This is a genomic window from Xanthobacter sp. DMC12 (genome assembly GCF_056314105.1).
In genome coordinates this window covers 725,309-746,743 of sequence record NZ_JBQUYZ010000002.1, presented here as the reverse complement: position 1 = coordinate 746,743, position 21,435 = coordinate 725,309, and the positions used below count along the sequence as shown (strand labels likewise).

The following is a 21,435-nucleotide window of genomic DNA, read 5'->3' as shown; positions in this document are numbered from 1 at the left end:
CTCCCCCGCACTCGGAAGAGGGTTCACGCGCTCCGCCGATCCTTTTCCACCTCTCCCCTTAGCCCCACCCATACCCTTGACTTGATGCGGCTTTTCCTTCCCATGGAGGTAGGGCGGCGCGGGCAGCACGCGCCGGGGGCGTGGAGGCAGCGGTGTTTCTGAAATGGGCTGAACTTTCCTCACCGGCACTCGCGGCGCTGGACAAGACCCGCATGGTCGCCGTCCTGCCCGTCGCGGCCGTGGAGCAGCATGGCCCCCACCTGCCGCTGGGCACGGACCTCTTCATCGCCGAGGGCTATGTGGAGCGCATCGCCTTCATGGTGCCGCGCGAGGTGGATGCGGTGTTCCTGCCCGTGCAGGCGGTGGGCAAGTCCGACGAGCACATTTCCTTCGCCGGCACGCTGACCCTCTCGCCCGCCACCGCCATCGCCGCCTGGGTGGAGCTGGGCCGCAGCCTCGCCCGTGCCGGCGTGCGCCGCCTCGTGCTCATGAACACCCATGGCGGCAACGTGCCGGTGATCGATCTCGTGGCCCGCACGCTGCGGGTGGACCACAAGATGCTCGCCGTCACCTGCTCCATGCACCGCTTCGGCTATCCGGTGGGCCTCTTCTCCGACCACGAACGGGCGCACGGCATCCATGGCGGGGAGATCGAGACCTCGCTGATGCTCGCCTTCCGCCCCGAGCTGGTGGACATGAGCCACGCGGGGCCGTTCCCGCCCTATTCCATCGCCATGGAGAGCGAGTTCCAGCGCCTGCGCGCCAACCACCCCGTGGGGTTCGGCTGGCTGGCGGAGGACCTCAGCCCCGACGGCGCCATGGGCGACGCCACCCACGCCACAGCGCTCAAGGGCGAAGCCGCCTACGAATACGGCTCCCGCGCCTTCGTCGAGCTGTTGAAGGACGTGGCGGCGTTCGACCTCGCGCGGCTGGAGCCGCATGCGTGAGTGAGGTGTTGCGCGGACACGGTCCCTGAGACCCGCGCCCCACTCGCCGCCCCTCACCGCCGTCATGGCCGGGCTTGTCCCGGCCATCCACGTCGGTCGGCTGGCAATACCTTCCCGGCCAGCGTCTTATCGGCCCGACGTGGGATGCCCGGAACCCGCGTGTTCGCGGGTTCCGTTCTCGGGAGCGGAAGTCGGCAACGGCCGACTTCCGGCACAAGGCCGGGCACGACGCCGAACCAAGCGCGCCAACTGACGACCTAAGACTGGGCCGCCGCAATCAGCTCCGGCAGCCTGGCGCGGTTCAGCGCGAGCCATTGCAGCGCAAGGATCAGGAAGCCGTTGATGCAGCGTCCCTGCGCGATGGCGGCGAGGGCTTCGTCCACCGGCACGGCGAAAGGCCGGGTGGTCTCCGTCTCCGCCGCCGATCCCGCCCGCTCGGGCAGGCGCGCGGCATCGAGGATGCCGAGATAGAGCAGCACGCGCTCGTCGCTCACCCCGGGCGACGGGGTGAAGGTGAGCATGGGCAGCAGCAGGCGCGGCGTGACGCCCGCTTCCTCCTCGCACTCCCGCCGGGCGGCGTCTTCGGGTTCCTCGCCCGGCTCCACGATGCCGGCGACGATCTCCACCAGGTCGCCGCGGTCTCGGACGAGATGCGCCGAGAGGCGGAACTGGCGGATCAGCACCACGTCGTCGCGCGCAGGATCATAACCGAGCACCCCCACCGCCGTGCCGCCGCGCACGATGTCGCGCACCTGGGCGTCGCTGGTGCCGTCGGAATGGTGCAGCACGAGGCGATAGCGCTCATAGGGGCGGAAGCCCTTGGCGAGCAGTTCCGGGCCTTCCACGTCCACGCGGGCGGGGCGGTCTTCCATCTCGCTCACTGGCGCACCACGCCGTGGCCGGTGGCGTCGAGGTTGAAGGCGGCCGCGAACAGGGCGCGGGTGTAGTCTTCCTTCGGATGCTCGAACACGTCGTGCGCCGGCCCCTCCTCCACCATCTTGCCGTTGCGCATGACGAGGATGCGGCTCGCCAGCGCCGACACCACGCGCAGATCGTGGGAGATGAACATGAAAGTGAGGTCCCGCTTCTTCTGCAGCGCGCGCAGGAGGTCCACGATCTGCGCCTGCACGATCATGTCGAGGGCGCTGGTGGGCTCGTCCAGCACCACGAAGGAGGGCTCCAGCGCCATGGCGCGGGCGATGGAGATGCGCTGGCGCTGGCCGCCGGAGAATTCGTGCGGATAGCGGTGGCGTGTCTCCGGATCGAGCCCCACGTCGGCGAGCGCCGCGATCACCCGCGCCTCCCGCTCATCGGCGGTGAGCTTGCGCTGGTGGACCAGCAGCCCCTCCCCCACGATCTCCGCCACCGACATGCGCGGCGAGAGCGCGCCATAGGGGTCCTGGAACACGATCTGCAGGTCGGAGCGCAGCGGCCGCATGGCCTTGAAGCTCAGGGCATCGATGGGCTTGCCGAGAAAGGCGATGGGCCCGGTGCTGGAGATGAGCCGCAGCAGCGCGAGCCCCAGCGTGGTCTTGCCCGAGCCCGATTCCCCCACCACGCCCAGCGTCTCGCCGCGGCGGATGGCGACGGACACCCCGTCCACCGCCTTCACGTGCCCCACCGTCTTGCGCAGGATGCCGCGCTTGATGGGGAAATAGACCTTGAGGTCGTTCGCCTCCACCACGATGGGCGCATCGGGGGCGATGGGCGCGGGATCGGGCTTCGGCTCGGCCTTGAGCAGCGCCTGCGTGTAGGGGTGCTTCGGATGGAGGAAGGTCTCCTCCGCCCCGCCCTGCTCCACGATCTCGCCCTTCTGCATCACGCACACGCGGTCGGCGATCTTGCGCACGATGCCGAGGTCATGGGTGATGAACAGCATAGCCATGCCGAGCCGCGCCTGAAGCTCCTTGAGCAGCTTGAGGATCTGCGCCTGCACGGTCACGTCGAGGGCGGTGGTGGGCTCGTCGGCGATCAAGAGGTCGGGCTCGTTGGCAAGCGCCATGGCGATCATCACGCGCTGGCGCTGGCCGCCGGACAATTGGTGCGGATAGGCGGAAAGCCGCTCCTCCGGCTGGGGAATGCCCACCTCGGCAAGCAGTTCCAGCGTGCGGGCGCGGGCGGCGTGGGCGGACATGCCGCGATGGAGGATCAGCATCTCCCCCACCTGCCGCTCGATGGTGTGGAGCGGGTTCAGCGAGCTCATGGGCTCCTGGAACACCATGGTGATGTTGTTGCCCCGGATGCCCCGCAATTCCCGCTCGGACACCGTGAGCAGGTCGCGCCCCTTGAACAGGATCTCGCCCGAGGGGTGGCTCGCCGAGGGATACGGCAGCAGCTTCAGCACCGACAGCGCCGTGACCGACTTGCCGGAGCCGGATTCGCCGACCAGCGCCAGCGTCTCGCCCTTGGCGAGATCGAACGACACGGTCTTCACCGCCAGCGCCGGCGGCGCGCCATCGCCCCGGCGGAAGGCGACGGAGAGGTCGCGGACGGAAAGGAGGGGTTCAGCGGTCATGATGTTCCCCTCACCCGAACGTCTTGCGCGGGTCGAAGGCGTCGCGCACCGCCTCGCCGATGAAGATGAGCAGGCTCAGCATCACCGCCACGGTGAAGAAGCCGGTGAGGCCGAGCCACGGGGCCTGGATGTTGTTCTTGCCCTGGGAGAGCAGCTCGCCGAGCGAGGGTGAGCCGGGGGGCAGGCCGAAGCCGAGGAAGTCCAGCGCCGTCAGCGTCATCACCGAGGAGGAGAGGATGAAGGGCAGCATGGTCAGCGTCGCCACCATGGCGTTGGGCAGCATGTGCCGCGTCATGATGGTGAGGTTGCCCACCCCCAACGCCCGCGCCGCCTGCACATATTCGAAGTTTCGGGCGCGCAGGAATTCGGCGCGCACCAGCCCCACCAGCGACACCCATGAGAACAGCAGAAGGATGCCGAGCAGCACCCAGAAGCCGGGCACCAGCACCGAGGAGATGATGAGCAGCAGGTAGAGCGAGGGGATGGCCGTCCAGATCTCGATGAAGCGCTGGAACAGAAGGTCCACCCAGCCGCCGAAATAGCCCTGCACCGCGCCCGCCGCGACGCCAACCACGGAGGAGACGATGGTGAGCGCGAGGCCGAACAGCACCGAGATGCGGAAGCCGTAGATGAGGCGGGCGACCACGTCGCGGCCCTGGTCATCCGTGCCGAGCCAGTTCACCTCAAGCCCGGAACAGCCCGACACCCCCTTCTTCTCCGCCGCCGCCTTGCACTGGGCCTCGGTGAGCATCCAGGTGGGCGGCGAAGGGGCGGGGGTGGGCAGGTCGAGGTTGTGGGTGGAATAGGAGAAGCGGATGGGCGGCCACACCATCCAGCCGCCCTTTTCGGCGATGAGCTTCTGGAGGAAGGGATCGCGATAGTCCGCATCCGTCTCGAAGTCGCCGCCGAACGCGGTCTCCGGATAGGCCTTCACCACCGGGAAATAATAGCCGCCGTCATAGGAGACGAGGATGGGCTTGTCGTTGGCGATGAATTCGGCGCCGAGGCTGATGACGAACAGCACCATGAAAACAACGAACGACCAGTAGCCGCGCCCATTGCCGCGAAAGTTCGCGAGTCGCCGCCGGTTGAGCGGCGAGAGGGCGAAGCGGCCCTTCGGCTTGGTCTCGCCGGGGGGCGGCAACGAGCCATGGGCGGTATCACGGGCGGCGGGCACGTCGGTGGGCGCGCCGGGCTGGAGCACAGGAACGGCATCCATGGCTCAGACCTCCCGTGTGTCGAAGTCGATCCGTGGATCGACCAGCATGTAGGTGAGGTCCGAGATGAGGCCGACGATGAGCCCCGCCAGCGAGAAGATGTAGAGGGTGGCGAACACCACGGGATAATCGCGGTTGAGCACGCTCTCGAAGCCGAGCAGGCCGAGGCCGTCCAGCGAGAAGATGGTTTCGATCAGGAGCGAACCGGAGAAGAAGGCGGCGATGAAGGCGCTCGGAAAGCCGGCGATCACGATGAGCATGGCGTTCCTGAACACATGGCCATAGAGCACCCGGCTCTCGGAAAGCCCCTTCATGCGCGCGGTGGTCACATACTGCTTGCGGATTTCTTCCAGGAACGAGTTCTTGGTGAGGAGCGTCATGGTTGCGAAGGCGCCGAGCACCATGGAGGTGAGCGGCAGCACCAGATGCCAGGCATAGTCCGCGATGCGCTCGGGCCAGCTCATCTGCCAGAAATTCTCGGAGGTGAGGCCGCGCAGCGGGAACAGATCGAGGAAGGAGCCGCCGGCGAACAGGATGATGAGCAGGATGGCGAACAGGAAGGACGGAATGGCATAGCCGACGATGATGACCGCCGAGGTCCACACATCGAAGCGCGAGCCGTCGCGCATGGCCTTGCCGATGCCAAGCGGGATGGAGATGAGGTAGGTGATGAGCGTCATCCACAGGCCGAGCGAGATGGAGACGGGCATCTTCTCGCCGATCAGCTCCAGCACCGAGATGTCGCGGAAATAGGACTTGCCGAAATTGAAGGTGGCATAGTCCTTGATCATCTTGAAGAAGCGCTCGTGGGGCGGCTTGTCGAAGCCGAACTGCTTCTCTAGCTCCTTGATGAAGGCTGGGTCGAGGCCCTGCGCGCCGCGGTATTTGGACGACATGTCCGCCGCTGCCCCGGCCTGCGCCGCCGCGCCTGCCCCGCTGAAGTCGCTGCCGCCGCCGGAGACGCGCTGGGTGGCGGAGACATCCTCGCCGGTGAGTTGCGCGATCACGCGCTCCACCGGACCGCCGGGGGCGAACTGGATGACCACGAATGACACCAGCATGATGCCGAGAATGGTCGGCACCATGAGGGCAATGCGGCGGACGATGTAGGCGAGCATCAGGTTTCCTGAAACGCAGCGTTGGGCATGGAGACTACAGCACTTAGCCTCAGCCAAGGCGGGGGCCGATCATTTTTCGTCGAGGCCGGCGAATGGGCCCGCCGCGCCGGTGCTCTCCTGCTCTGCTTCATGCCCCACCGATGCCCCGGACGCGAAGCCGGACGCGGCTCCGGGCCGCGACGGCGGCACCTTGCAGCACGGCCAAGGTGTTCAGGGTGTGACGCAAAGGCATCCCTTTCGGCGCGAACGATCCTGCGATGTTCATGATCGCCCGACGGCCCGTCAAGTGACAGCCGTTGCCCGGTCTGCGACGCCCGCTTCGGTCGTCTCCCCGTCCGCACCCCACGCGCAAGGCATCGAGCAGGGCGACGGCCCGGCGAACAGCCAAGGCACAACATCATCTGTTATTCTCCCCAGAATCGACAGTATCCAGACGAAGCTTTGCAATAAATGACACCCAAAAACTGCACCAGGGTGTGGCATTGGAACGATTTTGCGCAATCTGGATTTCCTTGTTGCGCCCGGTTTTTGGGCGTCAGCACAGATAATGTGGAGGTTCAGATGCGAAAACTTGGCCTCCCAACCCGCCAATAAGGAGGATCAAATGCGCAAGGCACTGCTTGCCTGTACCGGCTTGACCCTGGCCCTGATGGCCGCCACGGCCGTGAATGCCCAGAGCGGAGGCTCGGGTGGATCGAGCGGCTCCGGCGGAACCGGCGCTGCCGGCGCCACATCGCAGGGATCGGGTTCGCAGGGCGCCGGGTCTCAGGGCTCCGGAGCTCAGGGCCCGACCTCTCAGGCGCCCGGCACGCAAAGCGGGGCGGCGCCGCGGGACGGGTCCCCGGGAGAGACCCGCGCCCAGACACCCGGCGGCAAGAATGGCGCGGATTCGTCCCGCCCCGGCCGCACGGACGTGTCGCCGAATGCGGCGCCCAACGCCGGCTCGCCCCGTACCCAGGGCGGCCCATCGGGTGACAACCCGGCCAACCGCAACGCGGAAGGCCAGCAGCGGACCCCGCCCAACGATCCCGGCCGCAATGCGCAGGATCGCCGGGAGCCCATGGACCAGCGGGCCGGCGGCAACCGCGGCGGCGCCGACGCCACCGGCAGCGTCAACCTCACCGCCGAGAAGCGCACCACCATCCACCAGTCCATCACCCGCGAGCACGTCACGCCGGTGCGCGAAGTGAACTTCCAGGTGAATGTGGGCGTGGAGGTGCCACGCACGGTGGACCTGCGCCCGCTGCCGCCGAGCGTGATCGAGGTCGTGCCGCAATATCGCGGCTACCGCTTCTTCGTGCTCGGGGACGGGCGGATCGTGATCGTGCAGCCGTCCGACTACAAGATCGTCACCATCATCGCGTCCTGACGCGGCGCCGCAGGACTTGGCTGCGCGGCACCGTCGCGCAGCCGTTTCGCGTCTCTCACCTCAGCGGGCGGGCTCGGTGCCGGTGCTCCACCAGGTGTCGAGCACGCCCAGCTCGTAGCGGGGCTTGGTCGCCGGACGGGCGAACTGGTTCCAGTAGGCGATCCGATTCTGGCCCGAATACCACTGGGGGATCCAGTAGCGCCCCGCCCTCAGAACCCGGTCCAGCGCCCGGCAGGCGGTGACGAGGGCGGCTGCATCGGCGGCGGCCAGCGCATCGTTGATGAGGCCGTCCACCGCCGGGTCGGCGATGCCCGCTACATTGTAGGAGCCGCGCGTGCGCGCTGCCTCGGTGGAGAAATAGGCGCGCAGTTCGTCCCCCGGATAGGGCGCGAAGCTGTAGCGCCGCACCACGAGGTCGAAGTCGAAATTCTGCAGCCGCTGCTGGAACTGGGCCGGGTCCACGATGCGGAAGGTCGCGTCGATGCCCACCTTCTTCAGATGGCCGATGAAGCGCGCGGTGTGCCGCTCCATGCTGCCGTCGCTGTCGAGGAACTCGATGGTGAAGGCCTCGCCCTTCGCGTCCATCAATTTGCCCTGCTGCACGCTATAGCCCGCCTCCTTGAGGAGGTTCAGGGCCAGACGGCGCAGATTGCGGTCCTCGCCGGAGCCGTCGGACTGGGGCGGCACGTAGGGTTCGCCGAACACTTCCTCGGGCAGGCGGTCGCGGAAGGGATCGAGCAGCTTCAGCTCCGCCGGCGAAGGCAGTCCCTGCGCCATCATCTCCGAATTCTGGAAGAAGGAGACGGTGCGGGTGTAGCTGTCGTACATCAGGTTCTTGCGGGTCCAGTCGAAATCGAAGAGGAGCCCGATGGCCTCGCGCACGCGGCGGTCGAAGAACTTCGGACGGCGGGTGTTGAGAAACCAGCCCTGCACGCCGGAGAAGCTCTCGTCCGGCAGCGTCTCCACCTTCACCCGCCCCTCGCGCACCGCGGGGAAATCGTAGCCGGTGGCCCATTCGCGCGCGGTGAACTCCTCGCGGAAGAGATAGGCCTTCGCCTTGAAGCCCTCGAGGCCGGCCACCCGGTCGCGGAAATATTCGTAGCGCACCTGGTCGAAGTTGAAGCGCCCCTTCATGACAGGCAGGTCGCGGCCCCAATAGGTCGGCACGCGGTTGTATTCGATATAGCGCCCCTGCTCGAAGCGGCCGATGCGGTACGGCCCCGAGCCCATGGGCACCTCCAGCGAGGACTGGCCAAAGGGGTGCTTCGCCAGGAACGCCTTGGAGAAGATGGGCAGGCCCGCCACGGTGAGCGGCACATCCCGCGCGCGACCGGGCTTGAAGCGGAACACCACCTCGTTCGGCCCGTCTGCCTCGAAGGCGGTGACGTCGCGCAGCGCCATGCGGATGGTCTCGTAGCCCTCCGCCTTGAACGCCTCGAAGGTCGCCACCACGTCCGCCGAGGTCAGCGGCGTGCCATCATGGAAGCGCGCCTCGCGCCGTAGCTTGAAGCGATACGTCAGCCCCTCGTCCGAAATCACCACGGACGAAGCGAGCCGGCCATACATGGCGCTCTTCTCGTCGCCAGCGGCGGTCATCAGGGTATCGTAGATCAGCTCGATGCCCTGCGCGCCGTTGCCTCGCTGGTTGTAGGGATTCAGCGTGTCGAAGGTGGTCAGCGCCTGGTTGTAATAGGTGGTGCGGCCCATCTGCGAGAAGGGCCCGCCCTTGGGCGCGTCGGGATTCACATAGTCGAAATGGGTGAAGCCGGCCGGATACCGCAGGTCGCCGAAGAAGGAGAGGCCGTGCCGCTCCACCGCCACCGCCGAGACGCCGCCCTCGCTGGCGGTGGATTCCGCCGCCGAGGGAGGGGCGGACACCGCCCCCTGTGCCCGCGCCAGCGCGGGCACGAGCAGGGCGCAGGAAGACGCCAGCGAGGAGGCCAGCAGGTCGCGGCGCGTCAGGCTCATTTGCCCGCCCCCGCGCCGGTCTTCGAGGCCTTGGCCGGGTCGAACCACCAGATGTCCGGGAAGGCGAAGGAATAGGTGGGCAGCTGCGCGGGATGGGCGAAGCGGTCCCAGCGCGCCGTGCGGGTGTAGTTCAGCCCCCAGGCGGGGATGACGTACTCGTTCCACAGGAGCACGCGGTCCAGCGCGTGGGTGGCGGCCACGAGGTCAGCGCGGTCGGTGGCGTAGATCACCTTCTCGATCAGCGCGTCCACCGCCGGGTCCTTGATGCCGGCGAGGTTGCGCGAGCCGTCCCGGTCGGCGGCCTCCGAACCCCAGTATTCGCGCTGCTCGTTGCCGGGCGAGAGCGACTGGCCCCAGCCGGAGACGATGATGTCATAGTCCCGCGAGCGCACCCGGTTGATGTATTGCGAGGTATCCACGGTGCGGATGTTCACCTCGATGCCGAGCCGCTCCAGCGCCGGGCGATAGAACACCACCACCCGCTCCATGGCCGGGCTGGAGATGAGGAACTCGATGCTGAAAGGCTCGCCCTTGGCGTTCACCAGCTTGCGGTTCTTCACCTCGTAGCCGGCTTCCTTGAACAGCCGCGCCGCCTCCCGCAGGTTCGCCCGCCGCGCTTCTTCCGATCCGCTTTCGGGATTGGTGTAGGCGGTGGTGAACACCTGCGGGGGCACCTTGTCCTTCACGCTGTTGAGGATTTCCAGCTCGCGGCCCTGCGGCAGGCCGGAAGAGGCCAGCTCAGTGCCCGAGAAGAAGGAATTGGTGCGCTTGTACTGGCCGAAGAAGAGGGTGTGGTTCATGCCCTCGAAATCGAGCGCGTAATTCAGCGCGCGCCGCACCCGCGGGTCCTTGAACTTGTCGCGGCGCAGGTTCGGAATGAAGGCCTGCATCACGCCCGAGGCGCGGTTCTCGAACATCTCCAGCACCACGCGGCCATCGGCGCGGGCGGGGAAGTCATAGGCGGTCGCCCAGTTCTTGGCCGAGGATTCCACGCGGAAGTCATACTGGTCGGCCTTGAAGGCCTCGAGCATCACCGTATCGTCGCGGAAATACTCGTAGCGCATCTCGTCGAAATTATCCTTTCCGACGTTCACATTGAGGTCCTTCGCCCAATAGTCCTTCACCCGCTCGTAGGTGATGGAGCGGCCGGCGATGAAGCTCTTGATGCGATAGGCGCCCGAGCCCAGCGGCACTTCCAGCGAGCCCTGCGCGATGTCGCGCGGCTTGCCGCTGGCATCCGTGCCGGTCCACCAATGCTTCGGCAGGATGGTGAGCTGGCCGACGATCTGCGGCAGCTCGCGGTTGCCAGCCTGATCGAAAGTGAAGGTCACGTCCCGGTCGCCGGTCTTCTCGGCCTTCACCACGTGGCTGTAATAGAAGCGCTGGTTGGGGTTGTTCTTGGTCAGCGCCTCGAAGGAGAACACCACGTCCTCGGGCGTGATCGGCTTGCCGTCATGCCAGCGCGCGTCGGAGCGGATGCGGTAGGTGACGGAGGAGAAATCCTCCGGGTAGCTCACGCCCTCCGCGATCAGCCCGTATTCGCTCGCCACCTCGTCGGAGGCGGGGACCATGAGCGTGTCGTAGATCAGATTGATGCCCGCCGCGGGCGTGCCCCGCGGCACCACGAAATTGAAGGTGTCGAACGTGCCGTCCTCGGCGAGGCGCAGCAGGCCGCCCTTGGGGGCGCTGGGATTCACATATTTGAAGTGGGAAAATCCGGCCGGGTAGGCCGGCTCGCCCATCAGCGACACGCCATGCCTGAACACGGGCGCGGCCGCCGGCGCGGGAGAGGCAGCGGGAGCGGCCGGGTCCGGCGCCGGTTTCGCCTCCTCCGCGCTGCGGCCGGGCGCGGCGAAGGCAAGGCTCAGCGCGGCGGCGAGGGCAAGGCGGCGGGCGAGGGACGCAAGCATCGGCAACTCCGGTTGGATCGCGCTTCGATCCGGGAATAGCCGATTATGGCACCCGCCGCGACGGCAGAAACATGGCGACGCGGGGTGGGAGAGGGCGGTGCGGGCATTGGCCTCCGCCGGCCACGACGCTGCGGAAGCCTTGAGGCGACACGATCGCCGAGCCACGGGGGAGCGCCGGCGCGGAAGACGGGCGGCATGGGTGGGATGACAATGGCGTGAAACGGGTGGGGCTGACGCCGGCGCGGGTGCGGTGCCTCCAGCCTCAACACCATCATCGCGGCTTGCCTGGGTGATGAGAGGTGTGCATCCGAACCGAGCGCACGCACTCAAGTCACCGGCCAAACTCCCTCTTCCCTTGCAGGAGAGCCGCCCCCCAAACGCAGCACGCGCCTCCCCAGACACCGTCGTGATCCGGCTCGACCGGACCACCCATCGCGCCGCTTGTCCCATCATCCGGCCGCCGGCTCGGGCGGGATATGGGCCCTCCGGTCAAGCCGGAGGGCGACGGCGTGACGAGCAACGACGAAGGCGGCACCCCCAAAAGAAAAAGCCCTCCCCCGCAGGCGGGAGAGGGCTTTCATCAGCGGATCAGGATCAAGCCGGAGCAGCAGCCCCGAGCCCAGCCTTCAGATCACTTGTGCCCGGCGGGGGCCGCGGCGGGAGCGGCGGCAGGTGCAGCGGCCGGAGCCGCGGCGGCGGTCGGCAGGGGCTTGGGATCGTGCGACAGCGTGTTCAGATAGGCGATCAGGTCCGCGCGCTCGGCTTCCTTGGGGATGCCGGCGAAGGCCATGGCGGTGCCGGGCACCGCGGACTTGGGGCTGGTGAGGAAGGTGTTGAGCGCCTGGGGGGTCCAGTCGCCGCCCTTGGCCTTCATGGCCGCGGAATAGGCAAAGCCCGCGGCGGAGGCCACCGGACGGCCGACGATGCCATAAAGGTCGGGACCGACCTTGGCGCCGGCACCTTCCTGGAAGTTGTGGCAGGCGGCGCACTTCTTGGCCTGGGCCGCGCCCTTCTCGACGGAGGCGGTGGCGAACAGCTGCTCGATCGGAACCTCGGCGGCCGCCTTGGGCGCCGCGGCGGCGCCGGCGCCTTCCTGCACGGCGATCTCGAAGCCGGGCTTGGCCGGGGCCTCGGGGGTGAACAGGATTTCGGACACGATCCCGAGGCCGAGGGTCAGCGTGAGCGTGCCCAGAACTGCACCCGCGATCTTGTTCAATTCAAAACTGTCCATCGGCGCTACGCCCCTCGGAGGTCCTGTGTCCCACCGGACGCTGCACCGAAAAGGCGCGCTGCCCGGCCCCAAGCATGTCGATGAATGGCGCGCGGGGGAACCCCACGAACCGTCGGGGACACTAAGCACTTTGAACGGAGCGAAGCAACCCGTATAAGGCGCGCCCCAATGCCACTCCCCGCGTCCGCCCCGGCGCGGTCTTCCGGACCCGCCGAGGATCCCGCCATGCCGGCCGACACCGCCTCCCCCGCTCCAGCCCCGGCAGGGCATTCGGCCGGGCGCGTGCTCGTGCTCATCCCCGCCCGCATGGCCGCGACGCGCCTGCCCGGCAAGCCGCTTGCCGACGTGGGCGGCCGCCCGATGATCGTCGAGGTGGCGCGGCGCGCGGTCGCAGCCGGCATCGGCCGGGTGGCGGTCGCCACCGACGCCCCCGAGATCGCCGCCGCGGTGACCGCCGCCGGCATCGAGGCGGTGATGACGCGGGCCGACCACCCTTCCGGCTCGGACCGGATTTTCGAGGCGCTCACCACCCTCGATCCGGCAGGAGAGGTGGAGATCGTGGTGAACGTGCAGGGCGATCTGCCGACGATTCTACCGAACACCATCCGAACAGCACTGATTCCCCTACTGGAAACCTCGGCTGACATCGCGACACTGGCCGCCGAAATCACCCTTGCCGAGGAACGCACCGACCCCAACGTGGTCAAGGTGGTCGGCTCGCCGCTGGCGCCGGGCCTGCTGCGCGCGCTCTATTTCACCCGCGCCACCGCCCCCTTCGGCGAAGGACCATTATACCACCATATCGGCCTCTACGCCTACCGCCGCGCCGCCCTGGAACGCTTCGTCTCCCTGCCGCCCTCCCCCCTGGAGAAGCGGGAAAAACTCGAGCAGTTGCGGGCACTTGAGGCCGGCATGCGGATCGACGTGGCGGTGGTTGACGCGGTGCCGCTGGGGGTCGATACCCCGTCCCATCTGGAAAGGGCGCGGGTTCTCCTCGCGCAGGAAAAATGAGCATTCCCATGAGCCGCCGCATCACGTTCCAGGGCGAGCCCGGCGCCAATTCCCACATCGCCTGCCGCGAAGTCTTCCCCGACTTCGAAGCCGTCCCCTGCCCCACCTTCGAGGACGCCTTCGCCGCCGTGGAGAACGGGGCTGCGGCTTACGCTATGATTCCGATAGAGAATTCGGTGGCGGGGCGGGTCGCGGACATCCATCATCTGATGCCGCAGTCGAGCCTTTCCATCGTCGGCGAGTACTTCCTCCCCCTTTCCCACCAGCTCATGGCGGTGAAGGGCGCGAGCCTGTCCACGCTGAAGACCGTGCAGAGCCACGTGATGGCGCTGGGCCAGTGCCGCAAGGCCATCCGCACCCTGTCGCTGACGCCGATTATCGGTGCAGATACAGCAGGCTCCGCCCGCGAGATCGCCGAGGCGAACGACCCGTCGCGGGCCGCCATCGCCTCCCGTCTGGCGGCCGATATCTACGGCCTCGACATCCTCGCCGAGAACATCGAGGACGAGGCCCACAACACCACTCGCTTCATCATCCTGACCCGCGGCGCCGACTGGGCTCCGGCGGGGCGCGGTCCGGTCATAACCACCTTCGTCTTCCGCGTGCGCAACGTGCCGGCAGCGCTTTACAAGGCCATGGGCGGCTTCGCCACCAACGGCGTGAACATGACCAAGCTGGAGTCCTACCAGCTTGACGGCCAGTTCACCGCCACCCAGTTCTATGCCGACGTGGAAGGCCATCCCGACGACCGCTCCGTGAAGCTGGCGCTGGAGGAATTGGCCTTTTTCTCCAGGGAGATGCGCATCCTCGGGGTCTATCCCGCGCACCCCTACCGGGCGCGCTTCGGAGATGCCGATCCGGCGATCTGACCAGCCCGCGCTGTGCTTAAGCGAAGGCAAGGCTTAAGCCCGCGCGGCGCTTGAGCGAGGGCAACGCTCAATGGTCGAACCGCACCATGATGCGGGCGCGGCCGCCGGTGCGGCCGAAGCTCACGTGGTCGGAGAGATGGGTAAGCATATAAGCGGCGAAGGAGGCCTGCTCCTGGGCGTCGCCCAGAAGCGCCTCCGGCGAAGGCCGCTCCTTCGGCGCCTCCATGACGATGCCGTCATAGACGACGGAGACGTCCAGGTGACTCTCGTCGAACCGCGCGCGCAGCTCGATGGGACCTTCGGCGATGCCGCTGTCGGCCACCAGTTCCAGCGCCTGGGCGACGGTCGGGATAGCCGCGGCGATCACGTCCCGCCGGGCGCCCCAGTTATCCCCCTGATTTTCAAGGAAATCCCGCACGAAGGGGAAGGCATGCGCGCCCTCCGGCACCTCCTCCACCGCCTCCTGCGCGATTCCGATGCGGAACAGGAGGTTGAGCATGATGGCGCTGAGCGCGCCGACCGTGAGGGGCGTCGAGAATAGAGGCTGCAGCATCAGCGGCAGCTGACGGGTGATGGGCAGGAGCGCTACCGAAAGGCCCGCCAGCACCGAGAGCCCGACCACGAACACCCGCCGCTCGCTGAGACGGCGGGAGGTCACGAGGTCCATGCCCGCCACCACCAGATAGGCGGAGGTGTAGAGCAGGATGCCGCCGATCACCGGCGAGGGAATCAGGGTGAGCGCCACGATCGCCTTGGGCACGAAGGCGATGGCAAAGATCATGATGCCAGCAGTGAAGCCGATGACCCGCGCGGTGGACTGGGTGGCGAAGGCGAGGCCCACGGAGGACGACGAGAGGCCCGACTGGAAGCCGGACGTCAATCCGTTCAATATGTTACCGATACCGCACGCGGTCACCGCCCGCTGCGCCGCCGGCATGTGGGCGCGGCGCCAGTCGGCGTCGTTCATCTTCTCCAGCGACACGGTGACGGAGAGCACGTCCACGAGGTTCATCACCACGAGCAACGCCATCAGCGGGAATAGCGCGGGGGCGAACTGGAAGGACGGCAGCGTCAGCGTCGGCAGGGCGAGGAGTGGCGCGGCGGCAATCGCTTCCGGGGCTTCAGGGCGCCCGGCACCCAGCGAGAGCGCGACGATCCAGCCGATGCTCGCCCCCGCGAACACGGCGAACAGCTTCAGCCGCCGCGGCGCAAACACGGTGATGGCCACGATGATGCCGACGGTCGCCAGGCTGGAGAGGACGGCATTCTCCTCCACCAGCATGCCGTGATCGAGCCCGAGCGCCCGCCTCAGCGCCGGGCTCGCCAGCGAGACGCCGAGCATGCTCACCGCGACCCCGCAGACTTCCGGCGGCAGCAGCACGCGCAGCGGCCGCACCAGCCGGGCAATGAACAGTTGTGCGATCCCGACGAGGAGCGTCGTCGTCGCCATCAACCCCAGCCCGCCCAACGCAAGAGCTTGCACCGCCAGCGGAATCGCCCCGGGGGCCGGGATATGCACGGCGAGATAGCCCGAGCCGAAGCGGGTGCGCATGCACTGGATGATGGTGGCGACGCCGATGCTCATGGCGCAGGCCGAGACCATGGCGGAGATCTGGTCGGCGGGCAGCTTCGCCTCGGTGGCCGCGAGCACCGGGTAGATCAGGAAGGTCACGGCCAGCATGGCGTGCTGGGCGGCGAGCGGGATCAGCGCCGCGGGCGGAACCGGATCGTCCAGGCCATAGACCAGGGAGGGCGGCCGGCGGCCGGTGCGCGTGCCGCGGCGCGAATCAGGGAAAAAGCGGTCGAGCAGATGCGTCAGACGGGCGAAGCGCGCCGGGCGCGGCGCACCATCGGGCACCGGCTCAAGCATGCCCGCCCTCGATGAAGCTGCGGATGAGATGGTGCGCGATGGCGATGGGCGGGGGCACGAACAATCCGTCGGGGTGGGTGCGGGTGAGCATCAGCGCCACCTCGTCCCGGCCGAACCAGCGGGCATCCTCCAGTTCGTTGCGGTCGATCACCAATTCCTCGCTGATCGCCTCGGCGATGCAGCCGATCATCAGCGACATGGGGAAGGGCCACGGCTGGCTGGCGAAATACCGCACGGCCCCGGTAGCGATTCCCGCCTCCTCCAGCGTCTCGCGGCGCACCGCCTCCTCGATGGTCTCCCCCGGCTCGACGAAGCCGGCCAGCGTGGACCACATGCCGGGCGCGAAATGCGGCTGCCGGCCGAGCAGGCAGCGGTCGCCGCGGGCCGTGAGCATGATGACGACCGGATCCGTGCGCGGAAAATGCTGGGCGCCGCAGGACGGGCAATCCCGCCGCCAGCCGGCGTCCATGATGCGGGAGGCCGCGCCGCAATTGGCGCAGAAGCCGTGCCGACCGTGCCACGCGCGCAGCGCCTTGCCGCAGGCCAGAGGCCCGAGGTGATGCGGCGCGACCAGACCGCTGACGGCGATGCTGCGCAGGTCGGTGACCGTCAGCCCATCGCCCTCCAGCGCCTCCCGGTTGGCGGGATCGAACCCCATGGCGAAGCGCGGCGCGCCGTCGCCCTCGATGCCCAGGAACAAGGGCTCGCCCCGCCCGCGGGCCTCGGCTTCGGCCCGGTCGAACAGGGGATCGAAGACCGGCCCCGCGCCATTCAGCGCCACCAGTTCGCCGCCGAGCAGATAGAAGCGGGCTTGGGCATGGCCGAGGAGATCGGCGGCACCGGCGCGCAGGTGGCAGGCGCGGTCGAGCGGGCTGTCCACATAACCGAGGGTCGGCCAGGCGCCGAGAGCGGGGCGGGTAATGACGGACATGGACCAGACGACCCCGGCAGGCGGCAGGCTGCGAGCTGTCGGCGACCGTCGCACGCGTCCGGGATGGAGGCAAGGCTGTCCCTCGGGTAGCCCTTCAGCCGTGCACACCCAGCCGCGCACGCAAGGCCTGAAGGCGGGATGAGCGCTCCGCCTCGTCCAGGGGCTCGCGGGCGCCGGCACCGAACACCACGCCCGGCCACGCCGCGTCGCCGGGGTTGCGGGCGATGATGTGGACGTGGAGCTGCGGCACCATGTTGCCCAGCGCCGCGATGTTCAGCTTGGCGCAGCCCGTGATGTCTTTCAGGGCCTGCGAGACGTGGGCGATCTCTTCCATCAGCGTCGCGCGGTCGCCGGGTCGAAGGTCGAAAATCTCCGACATGGCGGCCCGGCGCGGCGTCAGCGACACCCAGAAGAAGCGACGGTCCTCCACCAGCCGCACATGACAAAGCGGAAGGTCGCCCACGGCCGGGCCGTCCGCGGCGAGGCGGGGGTCGAGCACGAAGGCATCTTCGGTCATGGGCGGGGCTCCGGCGGGAGAGGCGGTTGATGCCCCCCGCCGCGCCCCGCCGCAAGCGTGTTCTCAGCCGGTTGCGCTGACCGGTTGCCCCGGCCCCCCGTTGCCGCTATGGAGGCGCCCCAACAGCTGCGCGACTTCCAGAACCCCGCGCGCAAGGACCTTAGGGATGTTCCGCTCGGCCTTCTCCGCACCCCAGGCATCGCACGCCCAGCGCAGCCGGCGAAAATGACGCGGGGCTGAATCCGGCGGCCGGGATCGGCGCCGCACGCGTGCAACCCCAGGATATCAGGCGAAGAAAGGCACGAGCGATGGCTCGGCTTGTCATGAAGTTCGGCGGCACGTCCGTCGCCAATATCGAGCGCATCCGCAACGTGGCGCGCCACGTCAAGCGCGAGGTGGGGGCCGGCTACAAGGTGGCGGTCGTGGTCTCCGCCATGTCCGGCAAGACCAACGAGCTGGTCGCGTGGTGCAAGGATGCCTCCTCGCTCTACGACGCGCGTGAATATGACGCGGTGGTGGCCTCCGGCGAGCAGGTGACGAGCGGGCTGCTGGCCATCGCGCTGCAGGAGATGGGCGTTTCCGCCCGCTCGTGGCAGGGCTGGCAGATCCCGATCTCCACCGACGACGCGCACGGCTCTGCCCGCATCATGGACATCGACGCCGACCGGCTGGCCACCTCCATCGAGGGCGGCGAAGTGGCGGTGATCGCGGGATTCCAGGGCATTCACCTGCCCACGGGGCGGATCACGACGCTCGGCCGCGGCGGCTCGGACACCTCGGCGGTGGCCGTGGCGGCCGCGCTCAAGGCCGAGCGGTGCGACATCTATACCGACGTGGACGGCGTCTACACGACCGACCCGCGCGTGGTGCCCAAGGCCCGCCGCCTCGACCGTATCGCCTTCGAGGAGATGCTGGAGATGGCGTCGCTGGGCGCCAAGGTGCTGCAGGTGCGCTCGGTGGAGCTCGCCATGGTGCATAATGTGCGCACCTTCGTGCGCTCGAGCCTGGTCGACCCCGACGCGCCGGAGATGCGCGAGGTCGAGAAGGCGGGAACCCTCATCTGCGACGAGGAGGAAATCGTGGCAAGCCAGATGGAATCGCAGGTGGTCACGGGCATCGCCTTCTCCAAGGACGAGGCCCAGGTCTCCATCCGCCGGGTCGCCGACAAGCCCGGCATCGCCGCCGCCGTGTTCGGCCCGCTGGCGGACGCGCACATCAATGTGGACATGATCGTCCAGAACGTCTCGGCGGACGGCTATACCGACATCACCTTCACGGTCCCCACCGCCGATTTCGAACGCGCCAAGGCGGTGATCGAGAAGGCGCGGGACTCCATCGCCTTCCAGGCGATCGAAGGCGCCGGGGACGTGACCAAGGTGTCGGTCATCGGCATCGGCATGCGCTCCCACGCCGGCGTCGCCGCCAAGGCGTTCGAGGCGCTGGCGGGCCGCGGCATCAACATCCGCGCCATCACCACGTCGGAGATCAAGATCTCCTTCCTGATAGATGCGGCCTATACCGAACTTGCGGTCCGGACTCTCCATTCGCTATACGGGCTGGACAGCTGAGGGCGGAACAGTTGAGGGTGGCCTTCGCGGGGGCGCGCCGTCCAGTGGATTGCCCCGCGGGCACCTGAGCCCGCTCATTTTTAAGGATGCGGCCGATGCGTGGCGCGCTCGGCGGTCCCCGCGTGCTGCTCCGGCGCCTCCGCGAGGTGATGGCGGAGCCGGTCAGCGCGCAGGACCGCCTCGACAAGATCGTTGTGCTGATCGCCGCCAACATGGTGGCGGAAGTCTGCTCGGTCTACGTGCTGCGCGTCGATCAGACCCTTGAGCTGTACGCAACGGAAGGTCTGAACCGGGATGCGGTTCACCTGACCGTCCTGAGCGTGGACGAGGGCCTCGTCGGCCATGTGGCGCGCGAGGCCGAATCGCTGGCCCTGCTGGACGCCCAGTCGCACCCCGAATTCTCCTACCGGCCGGAGACGGGCGAAGAGGTCTACAACTCCTTCCTCGGCGTGCCGATCCTGCGCGGCGGCAACACGCTGGGCGTGCTGGTGGTGCAGAACCGCGCCCGCCGGACCTATACGGAAGAGGAGATCGAGGCGCTCCAGACCACCGCCATGGTGCTGGCGGAGATGATCGCTTCGGGCGAGCTGACGGCGCTGGCCAAGCCCGGCGCCGAGCCTGCCGTGCGCCGGCCCCTTCATCTGAAGGGCGTCGCCCTCGCCGATGGCCTCGGCCTCGGCCACGTGGTGCTGCACGAGCCGCGCATCCGGGTGACCAATGTCATCGCCGACGACGTGGTGAAGGAAACCGCCCGCCTCGACGCCGCCATCGGCAAGCTCAGGCACTCCATCGACCTGATGCTGGAGGACGACGGCCTCTCCAAGGCCGGCGAGCATCGCGACATCCTCGAAGCCTATCGCATGTTCGCCCACGACCGGGGCTGGATGCACAAGATGCGCGAGGCCGTGCTCTCCGGCCTCACCGCCGAGGGTGCCGTGGAGCGGGTGCAGTCGGATACCCGCGCCCGCATGATGCGCGCCTCCGACCCCTATCTGCGTGAGCGCCTGCACGACCTCGACGACCTCGCCAACCGCCTCCTGCGCGAGCTGACCGGCCGGTCCCGCGGCATGGAGCGCGAAGCGCTGCCGGAAAACGCCATCCTCGTCGCCCGCAACATGAGCCCGGCTGCGCTGCTCGATTACGACCGCACCAGCATCCGCGGCCTCGTGCTGGAGGAAGGCGGCACCACCAGCCACGTCACCATCGTCGCCCGCGCGCTCGGCATCGCCGCCGTGGGACAGGTGGAGAACGCCGCCGGCCTCGCCGATCAGGGCGACCCCGTGATCGTCGACGGCCAGGCCGGGGAGGTGCATCTGCGCCCGCCCGGCGATGTCGAGGAAGCCTATGCCGAGAAGGTGCGCTTCCGCGCCCGCCGGCAAGCCCAGTATGCCGCGCTGCGCACCCGCCCCTCCGTCACGAAGGACGGGGTGCATGTGGACCTGAACCTCAATGCCGGCCTGCTGGTAGACCTGCCCCACATCGCCGAGACCGGCGCCGCGGGCATCGGCCTGTTCCGCACCGAGCTTCAGTTCATGATCGCGTCGGCCTTTCCGCGCATCTCCGAGCAGCTGAAGCTCTATCGGGCGGTGCTGGATGCCGCCGGCGACCGGCCCGTCACCTTCCGCACCCTCGATATCGGTGGCGACAAGGTGCTGCCCTACATGCGGACGGTGGAGGAGGAGAACCCGGCGCTGGGCTGGCGCGCGATCCGCCTCGGGCTGGACCGGCCGGGCCTGCTGCGCAGCCAGATGCGCGCCCTGCTGCGCGCCGGCGCGGGGCGGGAACTGCGCGTCATGTTCCCCATGGTCGCCGCGGTGGAGGAGTTCGACCGCGCCCGGGCCATGGTGGAGCGGGAGCTGACCCACTTGCGCCGCCACGGCCACGGCCTGCCCGAGCGGGTCTATGTGGGCGCCATGGTGGAGGTGCCCTCCCTCCTCTTCCAGCTCGACGAGATTCTGTCCCGTGCCGATTTCCTTTCGGTGGGCTCCAACGATCTCGTCCAGTTCCTCTATGCGGCCGACCGCGCCAACGTGAGGGTCGCCGACCGCTTCGATCCGCTCTCCCCGCCGGCGCTGCGCGCCTTCCGCCTGGTGGCGGAGGCGGGCATTCGCCACGGCAAACCCGTGACCCTGTGCGGCGAACTCGCCTCCCGGCCGCTGGAGGCGGTTGCCCTAGCCGCCCTGGGCTACCGCTCCCTGTCGGTTTCCCCGGCGGCCATGGGGCCGGTCAAGGCGATGCTGCTCGAGACGGACGTCTCCGCCGCCCGCAAGGTGCTGCTGCCCTTGCTTGAGGACCGCACCGGCGCGGCCGATCCGCGCGCCGTGCTGACCAAGTTCGCGCGGGACTGCGGCCTGCCGCTTTAGCCGGCGTGCGCCTGCGCCGCCCCGGCCCCCT

At 68.4% G+C, this 21,435-nt stretch carries 16 protein-coding genes; 6 read left to right on the top strand and 10 right to left on the bottom strand.

Annotated features, from left to right (window positions below; all coding sequences use genetic code 11):
* Positions 1-152: 152 nt before the first annotated feature.
* Positions 153-947: a creatininase family protein gene (locus ACT535_RS11575; RefSeq protein WP_476364455.1), complete on the top strand. Its 795-nt coding sequence runs from the start codon at positions 153-155 to the stop codon at positions 945-947.
* 257 nt (positions 948-1,204) lie between these two features.
* Here the strand turns inward: ACT535_RS11575 and ACT535_RS11570 are convergent, their stop codons facing one another.
* From ACT535_RS11570 to ACT535_RS11555, 4 genes are read right to left on the bottom strand one after another with little or no spacing between them, the layout of a single operon-like run.
* Positions 1,205-1,819: an NUDIX domain-containing protein gene (locus ACT535_RS11570; RefSeq protein WP_476364714.1), complete on the bottom strand. Its 615-nt coding sequence runs from the start codon at positions 1,817-1,819 to the stop codon at positions 1,205-1,207.
* A 5-nt stretch (positions 1,820-1,824) separates the two neighbouring features.
* Complete coding sequence (locus ACT535_RS11565; protein ID WP_476364454.1) at positions 1,825-3,462, bottom strand: ABC transporter ATP-binding protein; 1,638 nt, start codon at positions 3,460-3,462, stop codon at positions 1,825-1,827.
* Between the two features lie 10 nt (positions 3,463-3,472).
* On the bottom strand, positions 3,473-4,681 hold the full coding sequence (locus ACT535_RS11560) for an ABC transporter permease (RefSeq protein WP_168462358.1): 1,209 nt from the start codon (positions 4,679-4,681) through the stop codon (positions 3,473-3,475).
* Between the two features lie 3 nt (positions 4,682-4,684).
* Positions 4,685-5,797, bottom strand: coding sequence for a microcin C ABC transporter permease YejB (locus ACT535_RS11555; RefSeq protein ID WP_168462357.1), 1,113 nt, complete (start codon positions 5,795-5,797; stop codon positions 4,685-4,687).
* A 604-nt stretch (positions 5,798-6,401) separates the two neighbouring features.
* On the opposite strand from ACT535_RS11555, the gene ACT535_RS11550 reads away from it, so the two are divergent.
* Positions 6,402-7,166 carry a DUF1236 domain-containing protein gene (locus ACT535_RS11550; RefSeq protein ID WP_476364453.1) on the top strand — a complete coding sequence of 255 codons (765 nt, stop codon included), beginning with the start codon at positions 6,402-6,404 and terminating at the stop codon, positions 7,164-7,166.
* Between the two features lie 60 nt (positions 7,167-7,226).
* Here the strand turns inward: ACT535_RS11550 and ACT535_RS11545 are convergent, their stop codons facing one another.
* The 3 genes from ACT535_RS11545 to ACT535_RS11535 form a co-directional block, all read right to left on the bottom strand.
* Positions 7,227-9,134, bottom strand: a complete 1,908-nt coding sequence (locus ACT535_RS11545; protein ID WP_476364452.1) for an extracellular solute-binding protein — start codon at positions 9,132-9,134, stop codon at positions 7,227-7,229.
* A complete protein-coding gene (locus ACT535_RS11540; RefSeq protein WP_476364451.1) occupies positions 9,131-11,044 on the bottom strand; it encodes an extracellular solute-binding protein in 1,914 nt (637 codons plus the stop codon). Before ACT535_RS11540 ends, ACT535_RS11545 begins: the two co-directional genes overlap by 4 nt.
* Before the next feature lie 631 nt (positions 11,045-11,675).
* Entirely contained in the window at positions 11,676-12,275 is a 600-nt protein-coding gene (locus tag ACT535_RS11535; protein ID WP_476364450.1) for a c-type cytochrome, read from the bottom strand.
* Between the two features lie 225 nt (positions 12,276-12,500).
* Between ACT535_RS11535 and ACT535_RS11530 the strand changes: the two genes are divergently transcribed.
* Together ACT535_RS11530 and ACT535_RS11525 are read left to right on the top strand one after the other, a co-directional pair.
* Entirely contained in the window at positions 12,501-13,286 is a 786-nt protein-coding gene (locus ACT535_RS11530; protein WP_476364449.1) for a 3-deoxy-manno-octulosonate cytidylyltransferase, read from the top strand.
* 8 nt (positions 13,287-13,294) lie between these two features.
* Positions 13,295-14,155 carry a prephenate dehydratase gene (locus tag ACT535_RS11525; protein ID WP_210254715.1) on the top strand — a complete coding sequence of 287 codons (861 nt, stop codon included), beginning with the start codon at positions 13,295-13,297 and terminating at the stop codon, positions 14,153-14,155.
* A gap of 67 nt (positions 14,156-14,222) precedes the next feature.
* Here ACT535_RS11525 and ACT535_RS11520 read toward each other — a convergent pair whose 3' ends face one another.
* The 3 genes from ACT535_RS11520 to ACT535_RS11510 all read right to left on the bottom strand — a co-directional run bounded on the left by ACT535_RS11520 (position 14,223) and on the right by ACT535_RS11510 (position 17,473).
* Entirely contained in the window at positions 14,223-16,025 is a 1,803-nt protein-coding gene (locus ACT535_RS11520; RefSeq protein ID WP_168462350.1) for a solute carrier family 23 protein, read from the bottom strand.
* Positions 16,018-16,956, bottom strand: coding sequence for an NAD(+) diphosphatase (gene nudC, locus ACT535_RS11515; protein WP_168462349.1), 939 nt, complete (start codon positions 16,954-16,956; stop codon positions 16,018-16,020). The genes ACT535_RS11520 and nudC overlap by 8 nt, the downstream gene beginning before the upstream one ends.
* Before the next feature lie 94 nt (positions 16,957-17,050).
* On the bottom strand, positions 17,051-17,473 hold the full coding sequence (locus ACT535_RS11510; protein ID WP_476364448.1) for an HIT family protein: 423 nt from the start codon (positions 17,471-17,473) through the stop codon (positions 17,051-17,053).
* A 308-nt stretch (positions 17,474-17,781) separates the two neighbouring features.
* Between ACT535_RS11510 and ACT535_RS11505 the strand changes: the two genes are divergently transcribed.
* Positions 17,782-19,041 carry an aspartate kinase gene (locus ACT535_RS11505; RefSeq protein WP_476364447.1) on the top strand — a complete coding sequence of 420 codons (1,260 nt, stop codon included), beginning with the start codon at positions 17,782-17,784 and terminating at the stop codon, positions 19,039-19,041.
* 95 nt (positions 19,042-19,136) lie between these two features.
* A complete protein-coding gene (gene ptsP, locus ACT535_RS11500; RefSeq protein WP_168462346.1) occupies positions 19,137-21,404 on the top strand; it encodes a phosphoenolpyruvate--protein phosphotransferase in 2,268 nt (755 codons plus the stop codon).
* The last annotated feature ends 31 nt before the right edge of the window (positions 21,405-21,435 follow it).

Excerpts from the sequence above, each read along its gene's own strand:
- ACT535_RS11555 (WP_168462357.1), bottom strand. The coding sequence starts at position 5,797 with ATGCTCGCCTACATCGTCCGCCGCATTGCCCTCATGGTGCCGACCATT.
- ACT535_RS11520 (WP_168462350.1), bottom strand. The coding sequence starts at position 16,025 with ATGCTTGAGCCGGTGCCCGATGGTGCGCCGCGCCCGGCGCGCTTCGCC.
- ACT535_RS11535 (WP_476364450.1), bottom strand. The coding sequence starts at position 12,275 with ATGGACAGTTTTGAATTGAACAAGATCGCGGGTGCAGTTCTGGGCACG.
- ACT535_RS11530 (WP_476364449.1), top strand. The coding sequence starts at position 12,501 with ATGCCGGCCGACACCGCCTCCCCCGCTCCAGCCCCGGCAGGGCATTCG.
- ACT535_RS11525 (WP_210254715.1), top strand. The coding sequence starts at position 13,295 with ATGAGCCGCCGCATCACGTTCCAGGGCGAGCCCGGCGCCAATTCCCAC.
- ACT535_RS11560 (WP_168462358.1), bottom strand. The coding sequence starts at position 4,681 with ATGGATGCCGTTCCTGTGCTCCAGCCCGGCGCGCCCACCGACGTGCCC.
- nudC (WP_168462349.1), bottom strand. The coding sequence starts at position 16,956 with ATGTCCGTCATTACCCGCCCCGCTCTCGGCGCCTGGCCGACCCTCGGT.
- ACT535_RS11545 (WP_476364452.1), bottom strand. The coding sequence starts at position 9,134 with ATGAGCCTGACGCGCCGCGACCTGCTGGCCTCCTCGCTGGCGTCTTCC.
- ptsP (WP_168462346.1), top strand. The coding sequence starts at position 19,137 with ATGCGTGGCGCGCTCGGCGGTCCCCGCGTGCTGCTCCGGCGCCTCCGC.
- ACT535_RS11565 (WP_476364454.1), bottom strand. The coding sequence starts at position 3,462 with ATGACCGCTGAACCCCTCCTTTCCGTCCGCGACCTCTCCGTCGCCTTC.
- ACT535_RS11570 (WP_476364714.1), bottom strand. The coding sequence starts at position 1,819 with ATGGAAGACCGCCCCGCCCGCGTGGACGTGGAAGGCCCGGAACTGCTC.
- ACT535_RS11540 (WP_476364451.1), bottom strand. The coding sequence starts at position 11,044 with ATGCTTGCGTCCCTCGCCCGCCGCCTTGCCCTCGCCGCCGCGCTGAGC.
- ACT535_RS11505 (WP_476364447.1), top strand. The coding sequence starts at position 17,782 with ATGGCTCGGCTTGTCATGAAGTTCGGCGGCACGTCCGTCGCCAATATC.
- ACT535_RS11550 (WP_476364453.1), top strand. The coding sequence starts at position 6,402 with ATGCGCAAGGCACTGCTTGCCTGTACCGGCTTGACCCTGGCCCTGATG.
- ACT535_RS11510 (WP_476364448.1), bottom strand. The coding sequence starts at position 17,473 with ATGACCGAAGATGCCTTCGTGCTCGACCCCCGCCTCGCCGCGGACGGC.